Origin of the sequence: Danxiaibacter flavus, from assembly GCF_041060425.1 — a bacterium.
Taxonomy (GTDB): domain Bacteria; phylum Bacteroidota; class Bacteroidia; order Chitinophagales; family Chitinophagaceae; genus Danxiaibacter; species Danxiaibacter flavus.
The window spans coordinates 866,464-885,713 of record NZ_JAULBC010000001.1; the positions used below are offsets into that span (position 1 = coordinate 866,464).

Annotated in this window: 11 protein-coding genes; 9 read left to right on the forward strand and 2 right to left on the reverse strand. The window is 41.3% G+C overall.

The window, feature by feature from the left end; all coding sequences use genetic code 11:
* The first annotated feature begins 208 nt into the window (after positions 1-208).
* The gene (locus tag QTN47_RS03375) at positions 209-1,045 is read left to right on the forward strand and encodes a DUF6159 family protein (RefSeq protein ID WP_369327908.1); all 837 of its coding nucleotides are present in this window, start codon (positions 209-211) and stop codon (positions 1,043-1,045) included.
* A gap of 65 nt (positions 1,046-1,110) precedes the next feature.
* Here the strand turns inward: QTN47_RS03375 and QTN47_RS03380 are convergent, their stop codons facing one another.
* Positions 1,111-1,368: a hypothetical protein gene (locus tag QTN47_RS03380; protein WP_369327909.1), complete on the reverse strand. Its 258-nt coding sequence runs from the start codon at positions 1,366-1,368 to the stop codon at positions 1,111-1,113.
* Positions 1,369-1,386: 18 nt separating this feature from the next.
* On the opposite strand from QTN47_RS03380, the gene mgrA reads away from it, so the two are divergent.
* Positions 1,387-2,385, forward strand: a complete 999-nt coding sequence (mgrA, locus tag QTN47_RS03385) for an L-glyceraldehyde 3-phosphate reductase (protein WP_369327910.1) — start codon at positions 1,387-1,389, stop codon at positions 2,383-2,385.
* A gap of 237 nt (positions 2,386-2,622) precedes the next feature.
* On the opposite strand, the gene QTN47_RS03390 is transcribed toward mgrA, so the two are convergent.
* Positions 2,623-3,015, reverse strand: coding sequence for a SpoIIAA family protein (locus tag QTN47_RS03390; RefSeq protein ID WP_369327911.1), 393 nt, complete (start codon positions 3,013-3,015; stop codon positions 2,623-2,625).
* A 406-nt stretch (positions 3,016-3,421) separates the two neighbouring features.
* Here QTN47_RS03390 and QTN47_RS03395 point away from each other — a divergent pair, with 406 nt between their 5' ends.
* The 7 genes from QTN47_RS03395 (at position 3,422) to QTN47_RS03425 (ending at position 18,880) form a co-directional block, all read left to right on the forward strand.
* Entirely contained in the window at positions 3,422-5,776 is a 2,355-nt protein-coding gene (locus tag QTN47_RS03395) for an ABC transporter permease (protein WP_369327912.1), read from the forward strand.
* Between the two features lie 148 nt (positions 5,777-5,924).
* Entirely contained in the window at positions 5,925-8,339 is a 2,415-nt protein-coding gene (locus tag QTN47_RS03400) for an ABC transporter permease (protein WP_369327913.1), read from the forward strand.
* A 22-nt stretch (positions 8,340-8,361) separates the two neighbouring features.
* Positions 8,362-8,718: a VOC family protein gene (locus QTN47_RS03405; RefSeq protein ID WP_369327914.1), complete on the forward strand. Its 357-nt coding sequence runs from the start codon at positions 8,362-8,364 to the stop codon at positions 8,716-8,718.
* A gap of 38 nt (positions 8,719-8,756) precedes the next feature.
* The gene (locus QTN47_RS03410) at positions 8,757-11,150 is read left to right on the forward strand and encodes an ABC transporter permease (RefSeq protein WP_369327915.1); all 2,394 of its coding nucleotides are present in this window, start codon (positions 8,757-8,759) and stop codon (positions 11,148-11,150) included.
* A 212-nt stretch (positions 11,151-11,362) separates the two neighbouring features.
* Complete coding sequence (locus QTN47_RS03415; protein WP_369327916.1) at positions 11,363-13,816, forward strand: ABC transporter permease; 2,454 nt, start codon at positions 11,363-11,365, stop codon at positions 13,814-13,816.
* Between the two features lie 111 nt (positions 13,817-13,927).
* A complete protein-coding gene (locus tag QTN47_RS03420) occupies positions 13,928-16,351 on the forward strand; it encodes an ABC transporter permease (protein ID WP_369327917.1) in 2,424 nt (807 codons plus the stop codon).
* 147 nt (positions 16,352-16,498) lie between these two features.
* Complete coding sequence (locus tag QTN47_RS03425; protein ID WP_369327918.1) at positions 16,499-18,880, forward strand: ABC transporter permease; 2,382 nt, start codon at positions 16,499-16,501, stop codon at positions 18,878-18,880.
* The last annotated feature ends 370 nt before the right edge of the window (positions 18,881-19,250 follow it).

Below are 19,250 nucleotides of genomic sequence, written 5' to 3' on the forward strand. Positions count from 1 at the left end.
AGCCTACCGCGGTTTGAGGATCGCTACAAGCGATAGAGAAAGCCTGCGAAGCCAGGAGGCATAGCAGAGCGGAGCGGAGGTTAACGTTCGGTGCCGCTTCAAAGCTGTGTGGCCTTACGTTGCGGCTTTCAGCGCGTTGCTGTAAGAACTTTTCTTTTCCATTATAAAATCTTAAATTTCACATTATTTAAACCCCAAAAATCAACTCATGAACTTTTTTACACGTCTGTCTAATGGATGGACACTCGCAAAAACCAGCTTCCAGGTTTTAAGCAATAACAAGCAACTGATTGCTTTCCCCATCTTGTCCGGCATTTCACTTATCCTGCTTATCGGATCGTTTATCGGAGCCATGTTCGGGTTTGGCGTTTTCGGAGAAAATTTCTTTGAAGAACAGGCGCAAAACAAATTGTTTGTTTATGGCGTTACATTCCTGTTTTATGTGGTCAACTATTTTGTGATCGTCTTCTTTAACATGGCGCTCATTCATTGCGCTGACCTGTATTTTAAAGGAGAACAAAATATTACAGTTCGGCAGGGACTCGCATTTAGCGTAAGCCGTATCGGCGCAATATTCGCCTGGGCATTGTTCGCAGGAACCGTCGGTGCTTTGTTGAAAATAATTCAGGAGAACTCCGGTCTGCTGGGTAAAATAATTACAGGCATTATCGGCGTTGTCTGGAACGTTGCTACATTTTTTGTTGTTCCGGTCATTGCATACGAAAATGTAAATCCGGTAGATGCAGTTAAGCGTTCATCTTCCATAATGAAAGAAAAATGGGGCGAAAGCATTGCTGCTAACTTTAGTTTTGGGCTGGTGCAGTTTCTCCTGATATTGGCAGCGTTGGCAATCGGATTTGTTTTGGCCGCCGCTATTCACCCTATTGCAGGCATCGCCGCAGGAGCTGTCCTTGTTTTTCTTGTCATGGCTATTGTCAGTGCCACACAAACTATTTTCATTAGCGCAGTTTACCGCAATATTAATGGAACACTGGATGATCACTTTAATCAGCAAATGATAGACGACCTGTTTCAGAAAAAATGATAATGTCGTCTGGAATTCAGCGCAGCTTTTAATTCAAGCTTTCAGCCACATATTTCGTTTTCGGATTATGTGGCTGAAAATTTATAGGCTCGTAGCCGTTTAGGGTTTATATCGCTACAAGTGATAGCGTAGGCCTGCGAAGCCAGGAGGCTTAGCAGAGCGTGAAGAGCGTGACCAGCCAGGCCTTCGCTAAGATCTTCGCTTAATAGCTGATAGCTGATAGCTGATAGCTGATAGCTGATAGCTGATAGCTGATAGCTGATAGCTGATAGCTGATAGCTGATTGCTTTTTCCTCCCATTCCGCTAATTTTATAGCCTTCATTTCTAAAACAAACAATTTATGAGCTATACACCAGCAGCCAGCCGGTACGAAACAATGAAATATAACAGGACAGGAAGAAGCGGATTATTATTGCCTGCTGTATCACTCGGCCTGTGGCACAATTTCGGATCGGTTGATGTATTTGATAACGGGCGTGCCATTGTGCGCCGCGCATTTGATCGTGGTATTACACACTTCGATCTTGCCAATAACTATGGCCCTGAGCCCGGCAGCGCAGAAGAAAATTTTGGTAAGATCCTTCAGAAAGATTTCGGTGGCAATTTGCGCGATGAGCTGATCATTTCATCCAAGGCGGGCTATTTAATGTGGCCTGGTCCTTATGGTGAATGGGGCTCCAGGAAATATTTGATCGCAAGCTGTAACCAGAGCTTAAAAAGGATGGGACTTGATTATGTAGATATATTTTATTCCCATCGGCCTGACCCAAACACACCACTTGAAGAAACCATGATGGCATTGGATTCGATTGTAAGGCAGGGGAAAGCGCTTTATGTCGGCATTTCAAACTATAGGCCCGACGAGGCAATGAGAGCCATTGAAATTTTGCAGGAGTTAGGTACGCCCTGTTTAATACATCAACCTAAGTATTCCATGTTTGAAAGATGGGTGGAAGAAGGGTTGCTGGATGTGCTGGAAGGGCATGGCGTTGGATGTATTCCTTTCTCACCTTTGGCCCAGGGTATGTTAACTGACAGATATCTGAAAGGCATTCCTTCAGATTCCAGGGCTGCAAAATCGCATGGTTATTTAAAAACTGAAGAGATTACAGAAAACAGGTTAAAACAGATTTCCCAACTCAATGATATAGCCGCTAGCCGCGGGCAATCTTTAGCTCAAATGGCGCTGTCATGGTTGCTCAAAGATCATCGCATTACGTCCGTTCTGATTGGCGCAAGTTCAGTAGCCCAGTTGGATAATAATATTGACGCAATAAGCAATCTTGAGTATGCTCCTGATGAACTGGAAGCAATCGAGAAGGTATTGAAGATTTCATAGATAAGCAGACAGTACATCATAAACAAATCTGTCCTACACCTCGCAGGTGTAGGACAGATTTGTTTAGCGAAAACTTGCTATTCAAACAACTGTGCCCTCCGTGAAAAAACTCCCTGTCCTCTGTGGTTAAATATTAGCTCTTTAATGGCCAAAATCTTTTCTATAGCACAAAACCTTCGCTACCATCATTTTCCCCCGCCTGACTGACGCAGTCGGGCAGGAATTCTCCATTTTCAATTATTTTACAAACTGCAACAACCACTCCCTCGCCTCCTTATCATCCGTAAAGGACTTCATGGGTATAGGTGGCGGCTTTAGCTTGAACAATATCTTCATGATAAATTGCGCCAGGCCGGGTTTTGAAACCATGGCCATCGCAGAATAAATATTGGGCAATTGCTCCGTTGAAAATTTCCTTGTTGCTTTATCAGGCACCGGAGAATTTTTCAGGTAAATCAGCAACGGCACTTTTTTATTGCCGGTTATCCTTTTTACTAATTCTACGTTATTAGAAATATTTTCAACCGTTCTAAGTACACTTTTAGAATAGGAATACAATATCCCTTCTTTATCAAGATAGTAATCTGCAATCTCGCCGGGAATAAGCTGAATTTCGGATGGAGGATTCATGAAGTTTATTTGTTGTGAAGGCAAGATACCGAAGAATGAACTACCGGGCAGGTGAAACTTATCTGTCCTACTTTCAAAGTGTAGGACAGATAAGTTTCTGCAGGAATGCGATACATGCCGCGTGGATGCTGGCTGAAACTTGTCCTGCACTTTCAAAGGGTAGGACAAGTTTCAGCTATCTCTTTCCGGCGCGAATACGGACACAAACCGTATCAAAACCGTACAGTTTTTTCCAAAGATGTTTATTAACCAATTGATTTTCAAGTCGCTGACCGTCTGGCATTTTCTTAGTTGCGCATCGGCAGTGTAGTGGCATTTGCTAAAAAGTAAGCTTACGGACCTGTCACTATGCAAAAATTAAAACGTATAACGAGCAACGTATAACTTACATCTAACTTGGCTAGCTATGTTCAGGAATTATTTCAAAATTGCATGGAGAAATTTGTTCAGGAACAAAGGATTCTCAATAACAAATATTTCGGGCCTTACAATTGGTATGACCTGTACCATTTTTATCATGCTGTGGGTGCAGGATGAGCTAGGCTACGATAAATTTCACGCCAACTACGGAAATATTTTCCAGGTGATGGCCAACCGCGATTTTAACAACCAGGTATTTACCGATCCTAATATGGTACTACCACTTGCGGCTTCATTGGAAAAAGATGTTCCGCAGGTAAAACGTGCCGCCGTTGTAACCCACCGATATCCTACTGTTTTCACCAACGGGGATGTGATGCTAAAAAAAGATGGCTACACGGTTAGTGAACATTTTTTTGATATGTTCACCTGGAAGTTTATCAAAGGAAATGCGGCATCTGCTCTGACTGATCCTTCCTCAATTGTGCTTACACAATCCACTGCCAGGGCTTTATTCGGAGATGCAGATCCGATGGGTAAGATGCTTAAGATAGACAATAACTCCAATGCAAAAGTTACTGCCGTTGTGGCTGATGTGCCGGGCAATTCAACTTTTCAGTTTGATTATATAAGACCATTCAATTACTCTTCAGACGATGTTAAGAGAGCAATGGCCAACTGGCAAAGCTCTTCATGGGAAGTGTATGTGCAAACTGACCCGGGAGTGAATATTGCCACACTGGAGCAAAATATCAATAAGGTTGAAAAGTCACACAATCCCAATGACAAGGTGAGTACGTACTTCACTTTTGCCATGAATAAATGGAGACTTTACAGCGATTTTAAAAATGGCAAAAATGTTGGCGGGATGATAGAATATGTGCGATTGTTCTCCATCATCGCCGTAATTATTCTGTTGATAGCCTGCGTAAATTTCATGAATCTTTCTACCGCCCGTTCTGAGAAGAGAGCAAAAGAAGTTGGGGTTAGAAAAACATTGGGATCGGATAAAAGGCAATTAATTATCCAGTTCTTTTTTGAATCAATGATCCTGGCGCTGATCGCATTTATTTTTTCCATCATTGCAGTATTTGTGCTATTGCCCGCGTTTAATACAATGGTAGATAAACGTCTTGTGTTAGATCTCACTCAACCTTTGTTCTGGGCAGGTTCTGTATTAATTATTCTGATCACAGGCATTGTCGCAGGAAGTTATCCCGCATTGTACCTTTCTTCATTTAATCCTGCAAGGGTGCTTAAAGGAACTTTTCTTCCCGGCAAACAGGCTGTATTGCCAAGGCGCGTGCTTGTAGTAACGCAGTTTGTGATCTCAATTTTACTGATCTCAGCTACGATTATTGTTTACCAGCAAATTCAACATATAAAGGACAGGAATATTGGTTACAATCCCAATAACCTTATTATGATATCGACTACTGATGATGTGCAAAAGAACTATGAGGTAATAAAACAGGAGCTGACCCAAACTGGTATGGTGAGCGCTGTTACGCGCACATTGTCTCCGATTACTGATATCTGGTGGAGATCTCCGGGACCTGACTACAGCGGAAAACCTGCTGATGCCAATATTATATTTGCCGGCGAAAACACTGATGTTGATTTCACCAAAACAATGGGCATTAAAATGTTGCAGGGGCATGACTTCGCAGGTGTTCCGTCTGACTCTGGTGCTGTGCTTCTTAATAAGGCAGCAGTTGAAGCCATGAACATAAAAGATCCGGTGGGCATGCAGTTGCGTTATGGCAAGAATTATACGGTTATCGGCGTCGCGGATAATGTAATTATGGGCTCACCGTTTGAACCGGTTGATCCGATGATGATATTCTATAACCCTGCCGGTACAGCATCTTTAAGCATCAGGCTGAATGAGTCTGCGCAATTATCCAAAGCTTTACCCGCTATTGAAAATATCTTCAAAAAGTATAATCCTGCAAATCCATTTGAATACCGGTTTGCCGATAAAGAATTCGCTAAGAAATTTATTACCGAAGATCTGATCAGTAAGATCACCAACATTTTTGCGGGACTGGCCATATTTATCTGTTGTATCGGCCTGGCGGGACTGGCATCATTCACTATAGAAAAACGCATCCGCGAAATTGGCATCCGCAAAGTATTAGGTGCCAGTGTGCAACAATTGTTAATGCTGATCTCAAGAGAATTTTTGAAACTGGTATTGATTGCGTTCGTCATTGCCGCACCGTTAACCTGGTGGTTGATGAATAACTGGCTTGAAAAATACACGTTCCGCATTAATATAAATGTCTGGCTGCTGGGTATTGTAGGCTTGCTGGTATTGTTACTTACATTGGTTGTGGTAAGTCTTAATACTTTGAGAGCGGCGGTAGCGAATCCGGTTAAAAGCTTGCGGACAGAATAATTGACAATTGACAATTGAAAATGGACAATGAATTTGGCAGTTAAAGATCGATGAGCGTGCCAGCATTAGCGTACTTCGTACTTCGTAATTCGTACTTGGAAAGTCCCAACTTACCAATAAAAATTATTGATAAGTAAAATTGAATTTTATGTTGAAGAACTATTTAAAAATTGCCTGGAGAAATCTGCTAAAGAATAAGGCATTTTCTTTCATTAACATAATGGGACTGGCCATTGGTATTTCTGTGTGTTTTATCATTATGCTTTTTGTGCAGAATGAGCTGAGTTACGACCGGTTTAATGAGAAGGCCGACAGAATGTTCAGGATTGTTTTCAAAGCGGATATTAACGGCGGTAAGATAAATGAAAGCAATGTGATGCCTCCCGTTGCCGGGGCTTTGATAAATGATTATCCTGAAGTTGAGCAGGTAACAAGGCTGCAGGCAAGTGGTCAGCCAAAAGTTACTTATAATGATAAGGTCTTTAAAGAAGGACAACTGGCATTGGTTGATGCCAATTTCTTCAATGTGTTTACCATTCCGTTTGTAAAGGGCGATCTCAAAACGGCGTTGACTGAACCTAATACAGTTGTGATTACAAAAGCGTTTTCGCACAAATATTTTGGTAATGAGGAGCCTTTGGGAAAATTGATCAGCATTAATAACAATAATACGCTGTGCAAAGTAACCGGGGTTATTGATCAGATTCCGGTTAATTCACATTTTCATTTTGATCTCTTTGTTTCAATGGCAAGTTTACCGTCGGCTAAATCTCAAAGCTGGATGGAGTCGGGCTTCTTTACTTACCTGGTGCTGAAGAAGGATTATGATTACAAAAAGCTGGAAGCAAAGTTGCCCAATATGGTTGAAAAATATATGGGGCCGCAAATTCAACAGGCAATGGGCTTGAGTCTTGCGCAGTTCCGGACTAAGGGAAATCAATTAGGTTTTGAGTTACAGCCACTAACGGACATCCATTTGCATTCTCACAGCAATTTTGAATTTGAACCGGGAGGAGATATACGATACATCTACATTTTCGGCGTAGTAGCCATTTTCATGTTGCTTATTGCCTGCATTAATTTTATCAATCTCTCTACTGCAAGCGCTTCAAAAAGAGCGAAAGAAGTTGGCGTAAGAAAAGTCATGGGCTCAGACAGATGGGATCTGATAAAACAATTCTTGTTAGAGTCCGCGTTGATCACATTTTTGGCGCTGATAATTTCTGTTGTACTTGTGCGCCTTGCTTTACCGGTATTCAATACACTATCTGGTAAAGACTTAACATTGGGGTTCAGCTTGCAACGCCTTGCCGGTATTGTTGGCATCGGTCTGGGTGTAAGCGTTTTGGCGGGCATGTATCCAGCGTTTTTTCTTTCTTCATTCAGACCCATAGCTACGCTTAAGGGTAAACTGAGTGCAAGCACAAATACGTATGGGTTAAGAAGCGGTCTGGTAGTATTTCAGTTCTTTATTTCAGTTTGCCTGATCACAGGCACAATCGTGGTGTATCAGCAAATGAAATATATCCAAAACAAAAAACTTGGTTACGATAAGGATCAGTTACTGGTGCTTTCAAATAGCCAGGTATTAGGAAAAAATGAAACTGTTTTCAGGGATCAGTTGCTGCGCGATTCGCGTGTAGCGGATGCGACGATTTCAGGTTACAAACCCGCTGGGCCAAGCTATAATAATAATGCGCTTGCCTATCCGGAAGGAAAGGATAATGCAATAATGAAAACGCTGGAATACAAGATCGACGAACACTATATTCCAACCTTCGGTATGAAGATGGCGGCTGGCAGAAATTTCTCGCCTGAGTTTGGGACAGACTCAGCGGCCATGATCATTAATGAAACCGCCGCAAAAGCATTTGGTTGGGGAAATGATGCCATAGGCAAGCGGATCATTCGTGAAAACAGCGACCATGGAAAAAACTTTGCTTATACAGTAGTAGGCGTTGTGAAGGATTTTCATTTTAAATCTCTTCATGAGGCAATAACGCCATTGTTGATGGTGCTCCATCCTGAATCCGGAATTGTAGTGAAAGTGAAAACAAAAGATATTCCTGGATTACTTGCTGCAATGAAAACGCAGTGGGCCGCTTTTGGTCCGGAAGAACCTCTTGCCTATGATTTTATGGATGAATTGTATAGTGCCACATATACTGCTGAACAAAAGACAGGCCGGATCCTTAACATATTTGCAGTGCTTACCGTATTTGTCGCATGCATGGGATTGTTTGGCCTGGTTACATACACTGCAGAACAGCGCGCAAAAGAAATAGGCATCAGAAAAATACTGGGTGCAAGTGTAACACAGGTAACAACCATGCTGTCAAAGGAGTTTTTAAGATTGGTGTTGATCAGTTGCATAGTGGCATTCCCGTTATCCTACTGGGCCATGACGAAATGGTTGCAGGACTTTGCATACAGGATCCATATTTCCTGGCTGGTATTTGTTATTGCAGGATTGGCAGCAATTATGATAGCTCTGGTTACGATAAGTTTTCAGGCTATCAAAGCGGCGATTGCAAATCCGGTAAAAAGCCTGCGCACTGAATAACATACGATAAAAAGCAATGCAAATGAAACTGGAAAAAAGCATTACGATCCTTTATTCAAGAAACATATCCTCCAGTATTGCTTATTATACGGATAAGCTTGGCTTTACAGATAAATGGGAATGGGACAGCCCTGCAACATTCGGAGGAATATCGCGGGATGACGTGGAAATATTTTTCTGCAAGGAAGGACAAGGACATCCCGGAACATGGCTTGCAATTGTAGTGGATAGCGTTGATGAGTATTATGAAAGTATCAGGGATAAGGGGGCAAAGATCATTGCCCTGCCAGAAGATAAAGAATGGAATATGAGAGAAATGTTGATTGAAGATCCTGATGGGCATATAATCCGGATTGGTAACCGTATTAACTGTGATTAAAATATTATTTGTATTGTTGAAAACATTAAATGCATCTCATGTTAATTTCTTTTTTTAAGACAACATTCCGAAACCTGCGCAAAAATAAAATATACAGCATTCTGAATATTTTGGGATTGGCTATAGGTATTGCGTGTGCGGCACTCATTTTTTTATGGGTAGAGGATGAAGTGAACTGGGATAACGTACATCTGAAAAAAGACAACATTTACTATGTAAGAGAAAATCAAAAATACGATTCCTATACAGCAACTTTCAGTTCTACACCGGGCCTGCTTGGTCCGGCAATTCAGGAAGAAATTCCAGGTATTGAAAATACCTGCCGCACCCTGGAAGATACGAGATCACTGCTTTTTACAGTTAACGATAAGCCGGTTTATGCGAGCGGAAAATATGTAGAAGCTTCATTCTTCGATATGTTTACGTTCCCTTTTGTTGAGGGTAATGCAAAAACAGCATTCTCTCAGTTGTATTCATTGGTGATTACGGAGAAAGCTGCTAAGAAATTTTTTGGTGAGGATCATAATGTTGTGGGGAAGACAATACGCGTTGACAATAAACAGGATTATGTTGTAAGCGGTGTGTTGAAGGACATTCCTGAAAATTCTTCCCTGCAGTTTGAATGGTTATCGCCTTTCAAAATTTATTTTGATCAAAGTCCGTGGCTTAAGGAATGGAACAGTAACTCATTAAGCACTTATGTACAGCTTAAGCCGGGCGTGGATACTGCATCCGTAAATAAACAGCTGTATAATTTTATTCAAAAAAGAGAACCGTTGGCAATTGCACGACCCTTCTTGTTTAGTATGAAAGATTGGAAATTGCGCGACGAATTTGATGGAGGTAAACAAACAGGCGGTGGCGGTATTGTGTATGTTCGCTTGTTCTCTATCATTGCCTGGATCATTTTGTTCATTGCTTGTATCAACTTTATGAACCTTGCCACAGCAAGAAGTGAAAAACGTGCAAGAGAAGTAGGTGTAAAGAAAGTGCTTGGTGCGGGAAAGAGAAGATTGGTGCTGCAATTTATTGGTGAAGCTGTTTTTATGGCGATGATTGCTGCAGTCTTTGCATTGATAATTATCTCTCTGGCTTTGCCTGCCTTCAACACACTTGTGCAGAAAAATTTGTCGCCCGGGTTTGATAATGTGTACCACATAATCATCCTCTTGTTAATAACACTGGTCTGCGGACTTGTTGCAGGTAGTTACCCCTCCTTGTATTTGTCATCATTCAATCCGGTTGCTGTACTAAAGGGTTTTAAATTGAAGAACAGTAGCGCCGCATATATCCGTAAAGGGCTTGTGATTGTACAATTCAGTGTGAGTATTATTCTCATTATAAGTACCATAATCATTTACCAGCAGATCCAGCATGTAAAAAGCCGCGACCTTGGGTTCAATAAGAACAACCTGATTGCGATAGATGTGGTTGGCGATATGGCGAAGAACTACAGCGTGATTAAAGAAGATTTAATGACTTCGGGTTTGATACAGGATGTCGCCTTGTCAGATCATCCAACAATTTATGGCGGCAATAATACCAATGGTTTTGCATGGGAAGGAAAATCCAGGGATAATAAGATCCTTATTTCTAACCGCGGTGTAAGCCCGGGATTTTTTTCAACCTCCGGGATGACAATGCTGGAAGGAAGAGATTTTCGTGAGACAGATTCCATGAACCTGGATAGCAGGAAAATTGTTACAAATGTTATCATAACTGAATCTATGGCCCACCTGATGGGTAAAGGAAGCGCCATTGGAAAAATAATTTACAACCAGGATGATACAACGTTGCATGCAACGGTAATCGGCGTAGTGAAGGATTATGTGTATGGTTATATGTACGGCAAGCCGGACCCTGTTGCTTTTTTCTGTACACCACCGCGGGGCGAATCCGTTATGTATGTTCGTATTAAGCGGCAAAGTGGTTCTGGTACTGCACTACGCAAGATAGAGTCTGTAATGAAAAAGTATAATCCGGCTTATCCTTTCAGCTACACATTTGTTGATGATCAATTCAACAACCTGTTTTTGAATGAGGCGTTGATTAGCAAGTTATCCCGCGTATTTGCAACGCTTGCAATTATTATTTCCTGCCTCGGCCTGTTTGGTCTTGCTGCCTACACTGCTGAAAGACGAACAAAAGAAATTGGCGTTCGAAAAGTGCTTGGCGCAAGCGTGTCCGGTATAGCTGGGTTGTTATCAAAAGAGTTTATTAAGCTGGTAGTGCTTTCCTGCCTGGTGGCTTTTCCGCTTGCCTGGTGGATCATGCATAGTTGGCTGCAAAACTATCCGTATAGAATAGAAATAGACTTATGGGTATTTGCTGTTGCCGGTATAGCAGCTATTGTTATATCTCTGGCCACTATTAGCTTCCAGGCGGTAAAGGCCGCGATAGCGAATCCGGTGAAAAGCCTGAGGACGGAATAATTGAAAATGTGCGAATGTGCGAATGTGCGAGTGTGCAAATGTGCAAATGTGTAAATGTGCGAATGGGGAAATGTGTGGTGATTGTAAAATATTAAACTGGTTAAAATTAAAGAGATCAGCGATCAAAAAATCAGACATCAGACATAAAAGGCGTTATGACCTGAAACCTGATACCTGATACCCATCGCCTCCACAATGCAAAACTCTACTGTATGTTTAAAAGTTATGCTGTTACTGCAATTAGATCGTTATGGAAGAATAGAATATTCGCCATGATCAATATAATTGGTCTGGCCATAGGAATAAGCGCCTCGTTGGTTATTTATTTGCTTGCTCATTATCATTTTAACTTTGATAAGTTTGAAAAAGATAGCGATCGGGTTTATAGGGTGGTCTCCAACTTTAGTTTTTCAAATGAAGTCTATCATAATTCCGGTGTCACCGATCCTATGGCAGCGGCAGTGCGCAAAGACATAACTGGTCTGGAATCGGTTGTGCCCTTTCGCACGTGGAACGGCGATGTAAAAGTTGGTGTTCCTGGCGCAGCCGGAAAAGAAAATACAATTTTTAAGCATGAAGAGCATGTAGTCTTCGCCGACAGCAATTATTTTTCACTTATTTCTTATCGCTGGCTTGCCGGTTCGCCAAAAACATCTTTACGGAACCCCTATCAAACAGTACTAACGGAGTCTAATGCTAAACTTTATTTTCCTGGCTTAAACGTTTCAGCGGTTATCGGAAAAGAGATCTATCTAAACGATACAATAGTAGCAACGATCGCCGGAGTAGTAGAGGATATAAAAGAAAATACTGATTTTTCATTCAAAACCTTTATTGCTTATTCTACCTTAGAAAGTACTTCCTTAAAGCCCTCTAACTGGGATCAATGGAGTAGCACAAACGGTGCGCAGCAATTGTACGTAAAATTATATCCGGGGGTAAAACCAACGCAGATCCAAAAACAGATTGATCAGTTATATAAAAAATATAAGCCGAATGATCCCAGCGATCACAGTACCAGCTGGTATCTGTTGCAACCTTTAAGTGATGTGCACTTTAACGCCGATTATGGCACGTATGGCAAGCCCCTCGCAAATAAGCCAACATTGTATGGTCTTCTGGCGGTGGCTGCTTTTTTGTTGTTACTTGGTTGTATCAATTTTATCAACCTCACTACGGCGCATGCTTCGCAGCGGGCAAAAGAGATAGGCATTCGTAAAACAATGGGTAGTTCGCGAAAGCAATTGATTGTGCAATTTCTTTCAGAAACATTTATACTTACAGCTATCGCTACGTTGCTATCAGTGGGTTTAACGCCGTTAATTCTAAAAGCTTTCTCCGGATTTATTCCAAAGGATCTTCATTTTAACCTTGTTGCACATCCCGGCATTCTTGTTTTTCTTTTATTACTAATGATGCTTGTTACGCTTTTGTCAGGTTTTTATCCGGCTATTGTACTTTCTGGTTATAAGCCAGTGCTTGTTTTAAAAAATCAGGCTTACTCCGGTACAAGTAAAACAAGGGCTTCATGGTTGCGCAAATCCTTAACTGTTTCGCAGTTTGTTATTGCGCAGATCTTCATTATGGCCACAATACTTGTGAGCAAACAGATCAATTATTCGCTCAACAAGGATATGGGTTTTAAAAAAGATGCCATTCTGTACGTGCAAACGAATTTTTATGATACGGTGCGCAGCAATAAAGCTGTATTCATGAATAAGCTCAGAGAGATTCCTGAAATAGCAATGCTGAGCATGTGTACCAATCCGCCATCATCCAACAGTACATGGAGCGGCACGATCACATACAAGGATGGAAAGAAAGAGATAGAATCTGATGTGCAACAAAAATATGGTGACAGTAATTATATCAGGTTGTATCATCTGCAATTACTTGCCGGCAAAAATATTCAGACTACCGATACAGCTGTTGCGTTGTTGATCAACGAAACGTATGCGCATATTCTTGGTTTCAATAAACCGGCGGAGGCGGTTGGTAAATATCTGCAGTTTAACGATAAGCAAATGCCGATAGTTGGTGTTGTTGCAGATTTTAACCAAATGTCTTTGCATCAGCCGGTGAAGCCGCTGGTTATCGCAAGCTGGTCAACTAACGAACGTAACATCAGTATAGCGCTTCATCCACAAAACGAATCCGGAACAGTCTGGAAAACAGCCATCAGCAAAATCGAAAAAGCGTGGAAAGAAGTTTATCCGAACGATGATTTTGAATATCATTTTTTTGATGAAGACATTGCCAAATACTACACTCAGGAACAAAATATGTCAGGCTTGCTGAAGTGGGCAACCGGTCTTGCTATTTTTATCAGTTGTCTTGGCTTGCTCGGTCTTGTAATATTTACTACCACCCAACGTACCAAGGAAATTGGTGTGCGCAAAGTATTGGGTGCATCGGTTGCTCAAATTATATCAATGATCTCAAAGGATTTCCTTGTCCTGGTAGTCCTTGCATTTGTAATTGCAGCGCCGTTGGCCTGGTTAGGAATGAATAAGTGGCTGGAGAATTTTGCCTATCGTACAAGTGTAAGCTGGTGGATATTTTTAGTAAGCGGAACTATAATGATAGTAATAGCCTTACTAACCCTGGGCATTCAAACAGTGAAAGCTGCAACGGCAAATCCGGTGAAAAGCCTTAGGACGGAGTAATTGAGAATGTGTAGATGTGCGAATATGCAAATGTGAAAATGAGAGCCAGGTATATGAACGCAAAATGTGAAAACGTACAACGTATAACTTATAACGTACAACTACAAAGCTATGTTTAAAAACTATTTTAAAACCGCGTGGCGCAACGTAATGAAAAGTAAAACCTTTTCTGCGATTAACGTGCTGGGACTTGCGATAGGAATTGCAGCATTCTTGTTGATTGTAAATTACCTGCGCTTTGAATATAGTTTTGATAATTTTCATGTAAATAAAGAGCGGATCTATCGTGTGCCAATGGTGGTAACTGAGACCGGAGGCAAGCCGCAGAAGTTTGCTTTTAACTATCCTGCCCTGGCGCCGGCGATGAAAGCCGACTTTCCTGAGGTGCAGGAAGCAATCCGTTTTAGAAAAAGATGGGGTGTAGTTCAGCATGGTGATCAAAGAATTATTGAAGATGGTATGATCTATTATGTGGATCCGGCTGTGTTCAATGTTTTTTCTTTTGGTTTTGAAAAAGGAACGGCGGCTACTGCTTTGGTAGAGTTAAATGATGCAGCTATCACACATTCAACTGCGGTAAAATATTTCGGCACGGCCGATGTTGTTGGTAAAACACTGCATTATGATAATGAGGATTTTGTTGTTAAGGCTGTTATGAGTGATATTCCTGCAAATTCGCATATCAATTTTCATATTCTTCTTAACTACAATAAATATATCCAGATTACAAAAAACGATGCCAATACAAGTTGGGGATGGAGTGATTTTTATACATATCTGTTGCTTAAGCCGGGCGTTAACATAAGCGCCTTGCAAGCAAAAATGCCAGCGTTTGCGCAAAAATATATGGGTGATCTTATGAAGAAGAATGGCTTCGATAACTCATTTATTTTGGAGCCATTAAAGGATATTCACGCAAAATCTGATTATGATTACGAGTTTCCCGGCAATGGAAACTTATATTATCTCAGGTACCTTGGTATAGCAGCGGTACTTATTTTATTGATCGCGCTTATCAATTATGTAAATCTATCTACGGCGCGTTCTTTGGAACGTTCAAAAGAAGTTGGTGTTCGAAAGGTGATAGGCGCTACTAAAATTCAATTGGTAAGGCAGTTTATCTCCGAAACGTTTTTATTAAACGCACTTGGTATTGTTATTGGTTTTTGCCTTTTCAGGCTGGCGCTTCCCGGGTTTGCGAAACTGATCGGTCATGATGTTGTTGATCTGCAAACAAGCGGTTGGCTCTTCTGGGCAGGTACATTTGCCATTTTTGCTTTTAGCACATTGGTAGCAGGTTTTTATCCTGCTTTTGTGTTGTCTTCTTTTCAGCCGGCACAAACATTAAAATCTGTGACAGGTTTCACCGGTATAAAAGCCGGTCGCAATTACCTCAGGAAATTTTTAGTGATTGTACAATTTGCTACGGCTATAATCCTGATAGGAGGGGCGATAGGTTTTTATCGCCAGCTGCAATTCATGAGCAACAAGAGCCTCGGGATTGATATTGATCAAACACTTGTGTTAAAGCAAACAATAGGCCTGGATAGTACAAAGAAAAGTTCAGTAGAGGGCGTTATTAATGATTTGCAGAAGATTCCGGGAGTGGAATATGTAACTGTTTCGAGCAATGTGCCGGGTAATGAGGTGGGCGGTTCTTCCGGCTTCACGTTGCTTAATTCAAAGAATGATAAAAGGTGCCGGACATTTGCTATAGATGAGAATTTTGTACCTCATTTTGGTCTCACCATGATTGCCGGTAGAAACTTCGATAAAGACAGGCCGTTTAGTAACGATTCCACGCAAATTGTAAATATAATCATTAATGAAACCGCAGCTAAGATTTTTGGATTTAATAAGCCCGCGGATGCAATTAATCAATTGTTAACCAGTGCAGGTACGAAATGTAAAATAATTGGCGTGATGAATGACTATCACCAGGAATCGCTGCAATACAATTTTGACCCGGTTGTTTACTATCCGGAGCATCGGTATAATATGGACAATTTTTGTCTGAAACTCAAAACAAACAATCTTGCCCGGGTGGTGGATCAGGCAAAGAAAACATGGGCTGCAGCATTTCCGGAGAGCCCTTTGCAATATTTCTTTTTAGATGAATACTTTGACAGGCAGTATAAAAATGATCAGTTATTTTCTGCCATACTTTGGTGGTTTACGCTGCTCGCTATTATTATTGCCAGTCTCGGTTTGCTGGGCCTTTCCTTATATACCGTCGCAAAAAGAACAAAAGAAATAGGCGTGCGCAAAGTGCTCGGCGCAACTGTTTGGCAGATCACTACGCTTATCACAAAAGATTATATAAAACTTGTTCTGCTCGCGGGTATCGTTGCTGTGCCGGTTGCTTATTTTTTGCTGCAAAACTGGTTGGAAGATTATGCATTTCATATCAACATTGGTATCTGGTTTTTCTTCCTGCCACTATTGTTGATAGCTGTAATTGCGCTGGCAACAGTATTACTTCAATCTGTAAAAGCGGCTATGTCCAATCCGGTGAAAAGTTTAAGAACGGAATAGCAATCTAATTGACAATTGATAGGTGATAATTGAAAATGTGCGAATGTGCAAATATGAAAATGTGCAAATATGAAAATGTGCGAATGAATAAAGGTGGAAAACGTACAACGTAAAACTTATAACGTACAACGTATAACTCGAAAACGAATGCTTAAAAACTATTTTAAAACAGCATGGCGGAGCCTTAGCAGACAAAAAGCTTACAGTCTTATTAATGTGCTTGGCCTTACATTGGGTATAGCCTGCAGTATCGTGATCTTTCTGGTGGTTCAGTATGAACTTGCGTATGACCGGTTTCACACAAAAGCTGACCGTATTTACAGGGTCACGTTAAATGCTATCGATTTTAATCCGAGTGTGTCTATGGCCATAGCACCGAAGATTCGCAATGATTTTCCTGAGTTGAAAGCAGTAACGCAGGTCTGGTTTCATCAATCTGCGGTAATGACCTTAGGTGATACAAAGTACGAGGAGAAAAATCTTGCATTGGTCGATCAATATTTTACTTCTGTTTTTGACTATAAATGGCTGGAAGGCAACGCTAAAACTGCATTAAATGAGCCCAACACAATTGTGTTGACAGAAACAATGGCTCACAAGTATTTTGGCGATAAAGAAGCGATGGGGAAGGTTGTTCGACTTGATGATAAATTAGATTTGAAAGTCACCGGCGTAATTGAAGATGTGCCTGGCAACACGCACTTGCCTTTTAATTTTTTAGTGTCTTTTGAAACGGTGAGAAAAGACATGGAGAAGAGAGGTGCCATGTCAGAGTTCTATTGGATAAACAATGGTGCCTTTACTTACATTGTATTGCCGGAGAATTATCCGGTTAAGAATGTGCAAAGCAGGATACACAGTTTTGTTGAAAAGAATTGGAGCAAACAGCTGGCTGACGAAGCAAGATTGCCTTTGCAACCGTTGACTGATATTCATTTTGATCAGCGTTATCTCAACAATACGATCAGCTATACCACTTCCCGTGAAACTTATTACGCTTTGATAGCGGTTGCTGTACTGATCATTATTGTTGCCTGTATTAATTTCATCAACCTGGCTACTGCACAGGCTATTCGCCGCGCTAAAGAAGTGGGTGTGCGCAAGGTGTTAGGTGTACGGCGTAGCCAGTTGATATTTCAATTTTTGGGCGAAACCACCATTATGGTGTTTGCCGCATTGCTGCTTGCCTTGTTGGTGACTTGCCTTTTTTTACCGCAGCTATCAAAATGGCTGGATATCAAAATTTATTTCGGTCAGCTTGCAACGTTGCAAACCATTTCGCTGATTCTCGCAGGGACCGTTGCCATCATTGTTTTGGCTGGTTGTTATCCCGCGTTCGTACAATCTGCATTTAAGCCGGCACTGTCTCTAAAAAATAAGGCAGATATTTCTTCCGGTAAATTAACACTTCGTAAAAGCCTCGTCGCAATGCAGTTTGCGATTTCACAGGTAATGATTGTAGGAACGCTTGTGGTGGCCTATCAAATGGACTTCTTCCAGAATCGCGACCTTGGGTTTAATAAAGACGCCGTAATTTCTTTAGGTATACCCGATGCAAAGAAGGCTGCCACATTAAAACAGGAGTTGTTAAGAAACCCCGGTGTAAAAGCGCTAAGCTTTTCATCCGGCGGTCCTGTTTATGGAAATTTCTTCTGTCCTTTCAGATCGCCAGAGCTTGGAGTAGCAAAGGATGACGTTACCGAAATGAAATTTATCGATGAAACATATACAGACATGTTTCAGCTGAAAATGCTTGCAGGAGAAAAAATAGTTCGCACCGCAGCAACGGAAAAAGATACTACTTATAATGTTGTGGTGAATGAGGCGATGATCCATAAACTCGGTATTCAGAATCCGCGGGACGCAATAGGCAAGCCTGTTATCCTGAATGGTAACTGGTATTGCACCATCCAGGGAGTTGTGCAGGATTTTCAGAGTGAGTCGAAACATAAAAAGATCCGGCCATGTGCATTGTTGTATCGCGAAGATGTTTTTTTTAATGCCAGTGTAAAAATTTATCCCGCAAACATGGATAAAACACTCGCCGCAATTAACAAAACCTGGTCCGGTTTGTTTCCTGATAAAGTATTCAAATACGAATTTTTAGATGATCATATAGCCGCATGGTACAGGCAGGAGCAAAAGGAGTACACTGCTTTCAAGATGTTTGCGGGGATCGCCATTGTGATTGGATGTCTTGGATTGTATGGCCTTGTGGCATTTGCCGCAGCGCAACGCACAAAAGAGGTGGGTGTAAGAAAGGTGTTAGGCGCGTCGCTGACTGATATTGTTTTCCTGTTTTCAAAAGAATTTATCTGGTTAATTGCCATAGCATTTCTAATCGCTGCGCCGATTGCCTATTACGTAATGAGTAACTGGTTGCAAGGTTTCGCCTATCATATAAATATTGGTGCGGAAATATTTGTAATCGCCATTTTGTCGTCGATTGTTATTGCTGCCTGTACGATTGCCTACCAGGCGATAAAAGCCGCAGTGGCAAATCCGGTGATGGCGCTGAGGAGCGAGTAAGTTAATTGATAATGGAGAATTGAAAATTGACAATGGAATGTCTTTTAGTTAAGATTTGATCATATTCAACGCGTATAAAGTATCACGATCTGGTCAATATTTGGGAGAGCTCTCCTGGCGTGCCAATGACAGATTTTTTAGCAGCTACTATTTTTCCCGTAGGGAATTAAGCTCAATAGAAATGAGCGAATCGGGGACCTCATAGTCCTTTAGGACTTTAACCGAATAAAAGGGTTAATGTCCTACGGACAAGAAGGCCTTGTATGTTTTGGGTTTCTATTAAACTTAAAGTCCTACGGACTATCGGCGAAAAGTGTACTGTCATTCTATTTTTGATTGTGGTAAACCAAATTTCCCAGTCGAGGTAACG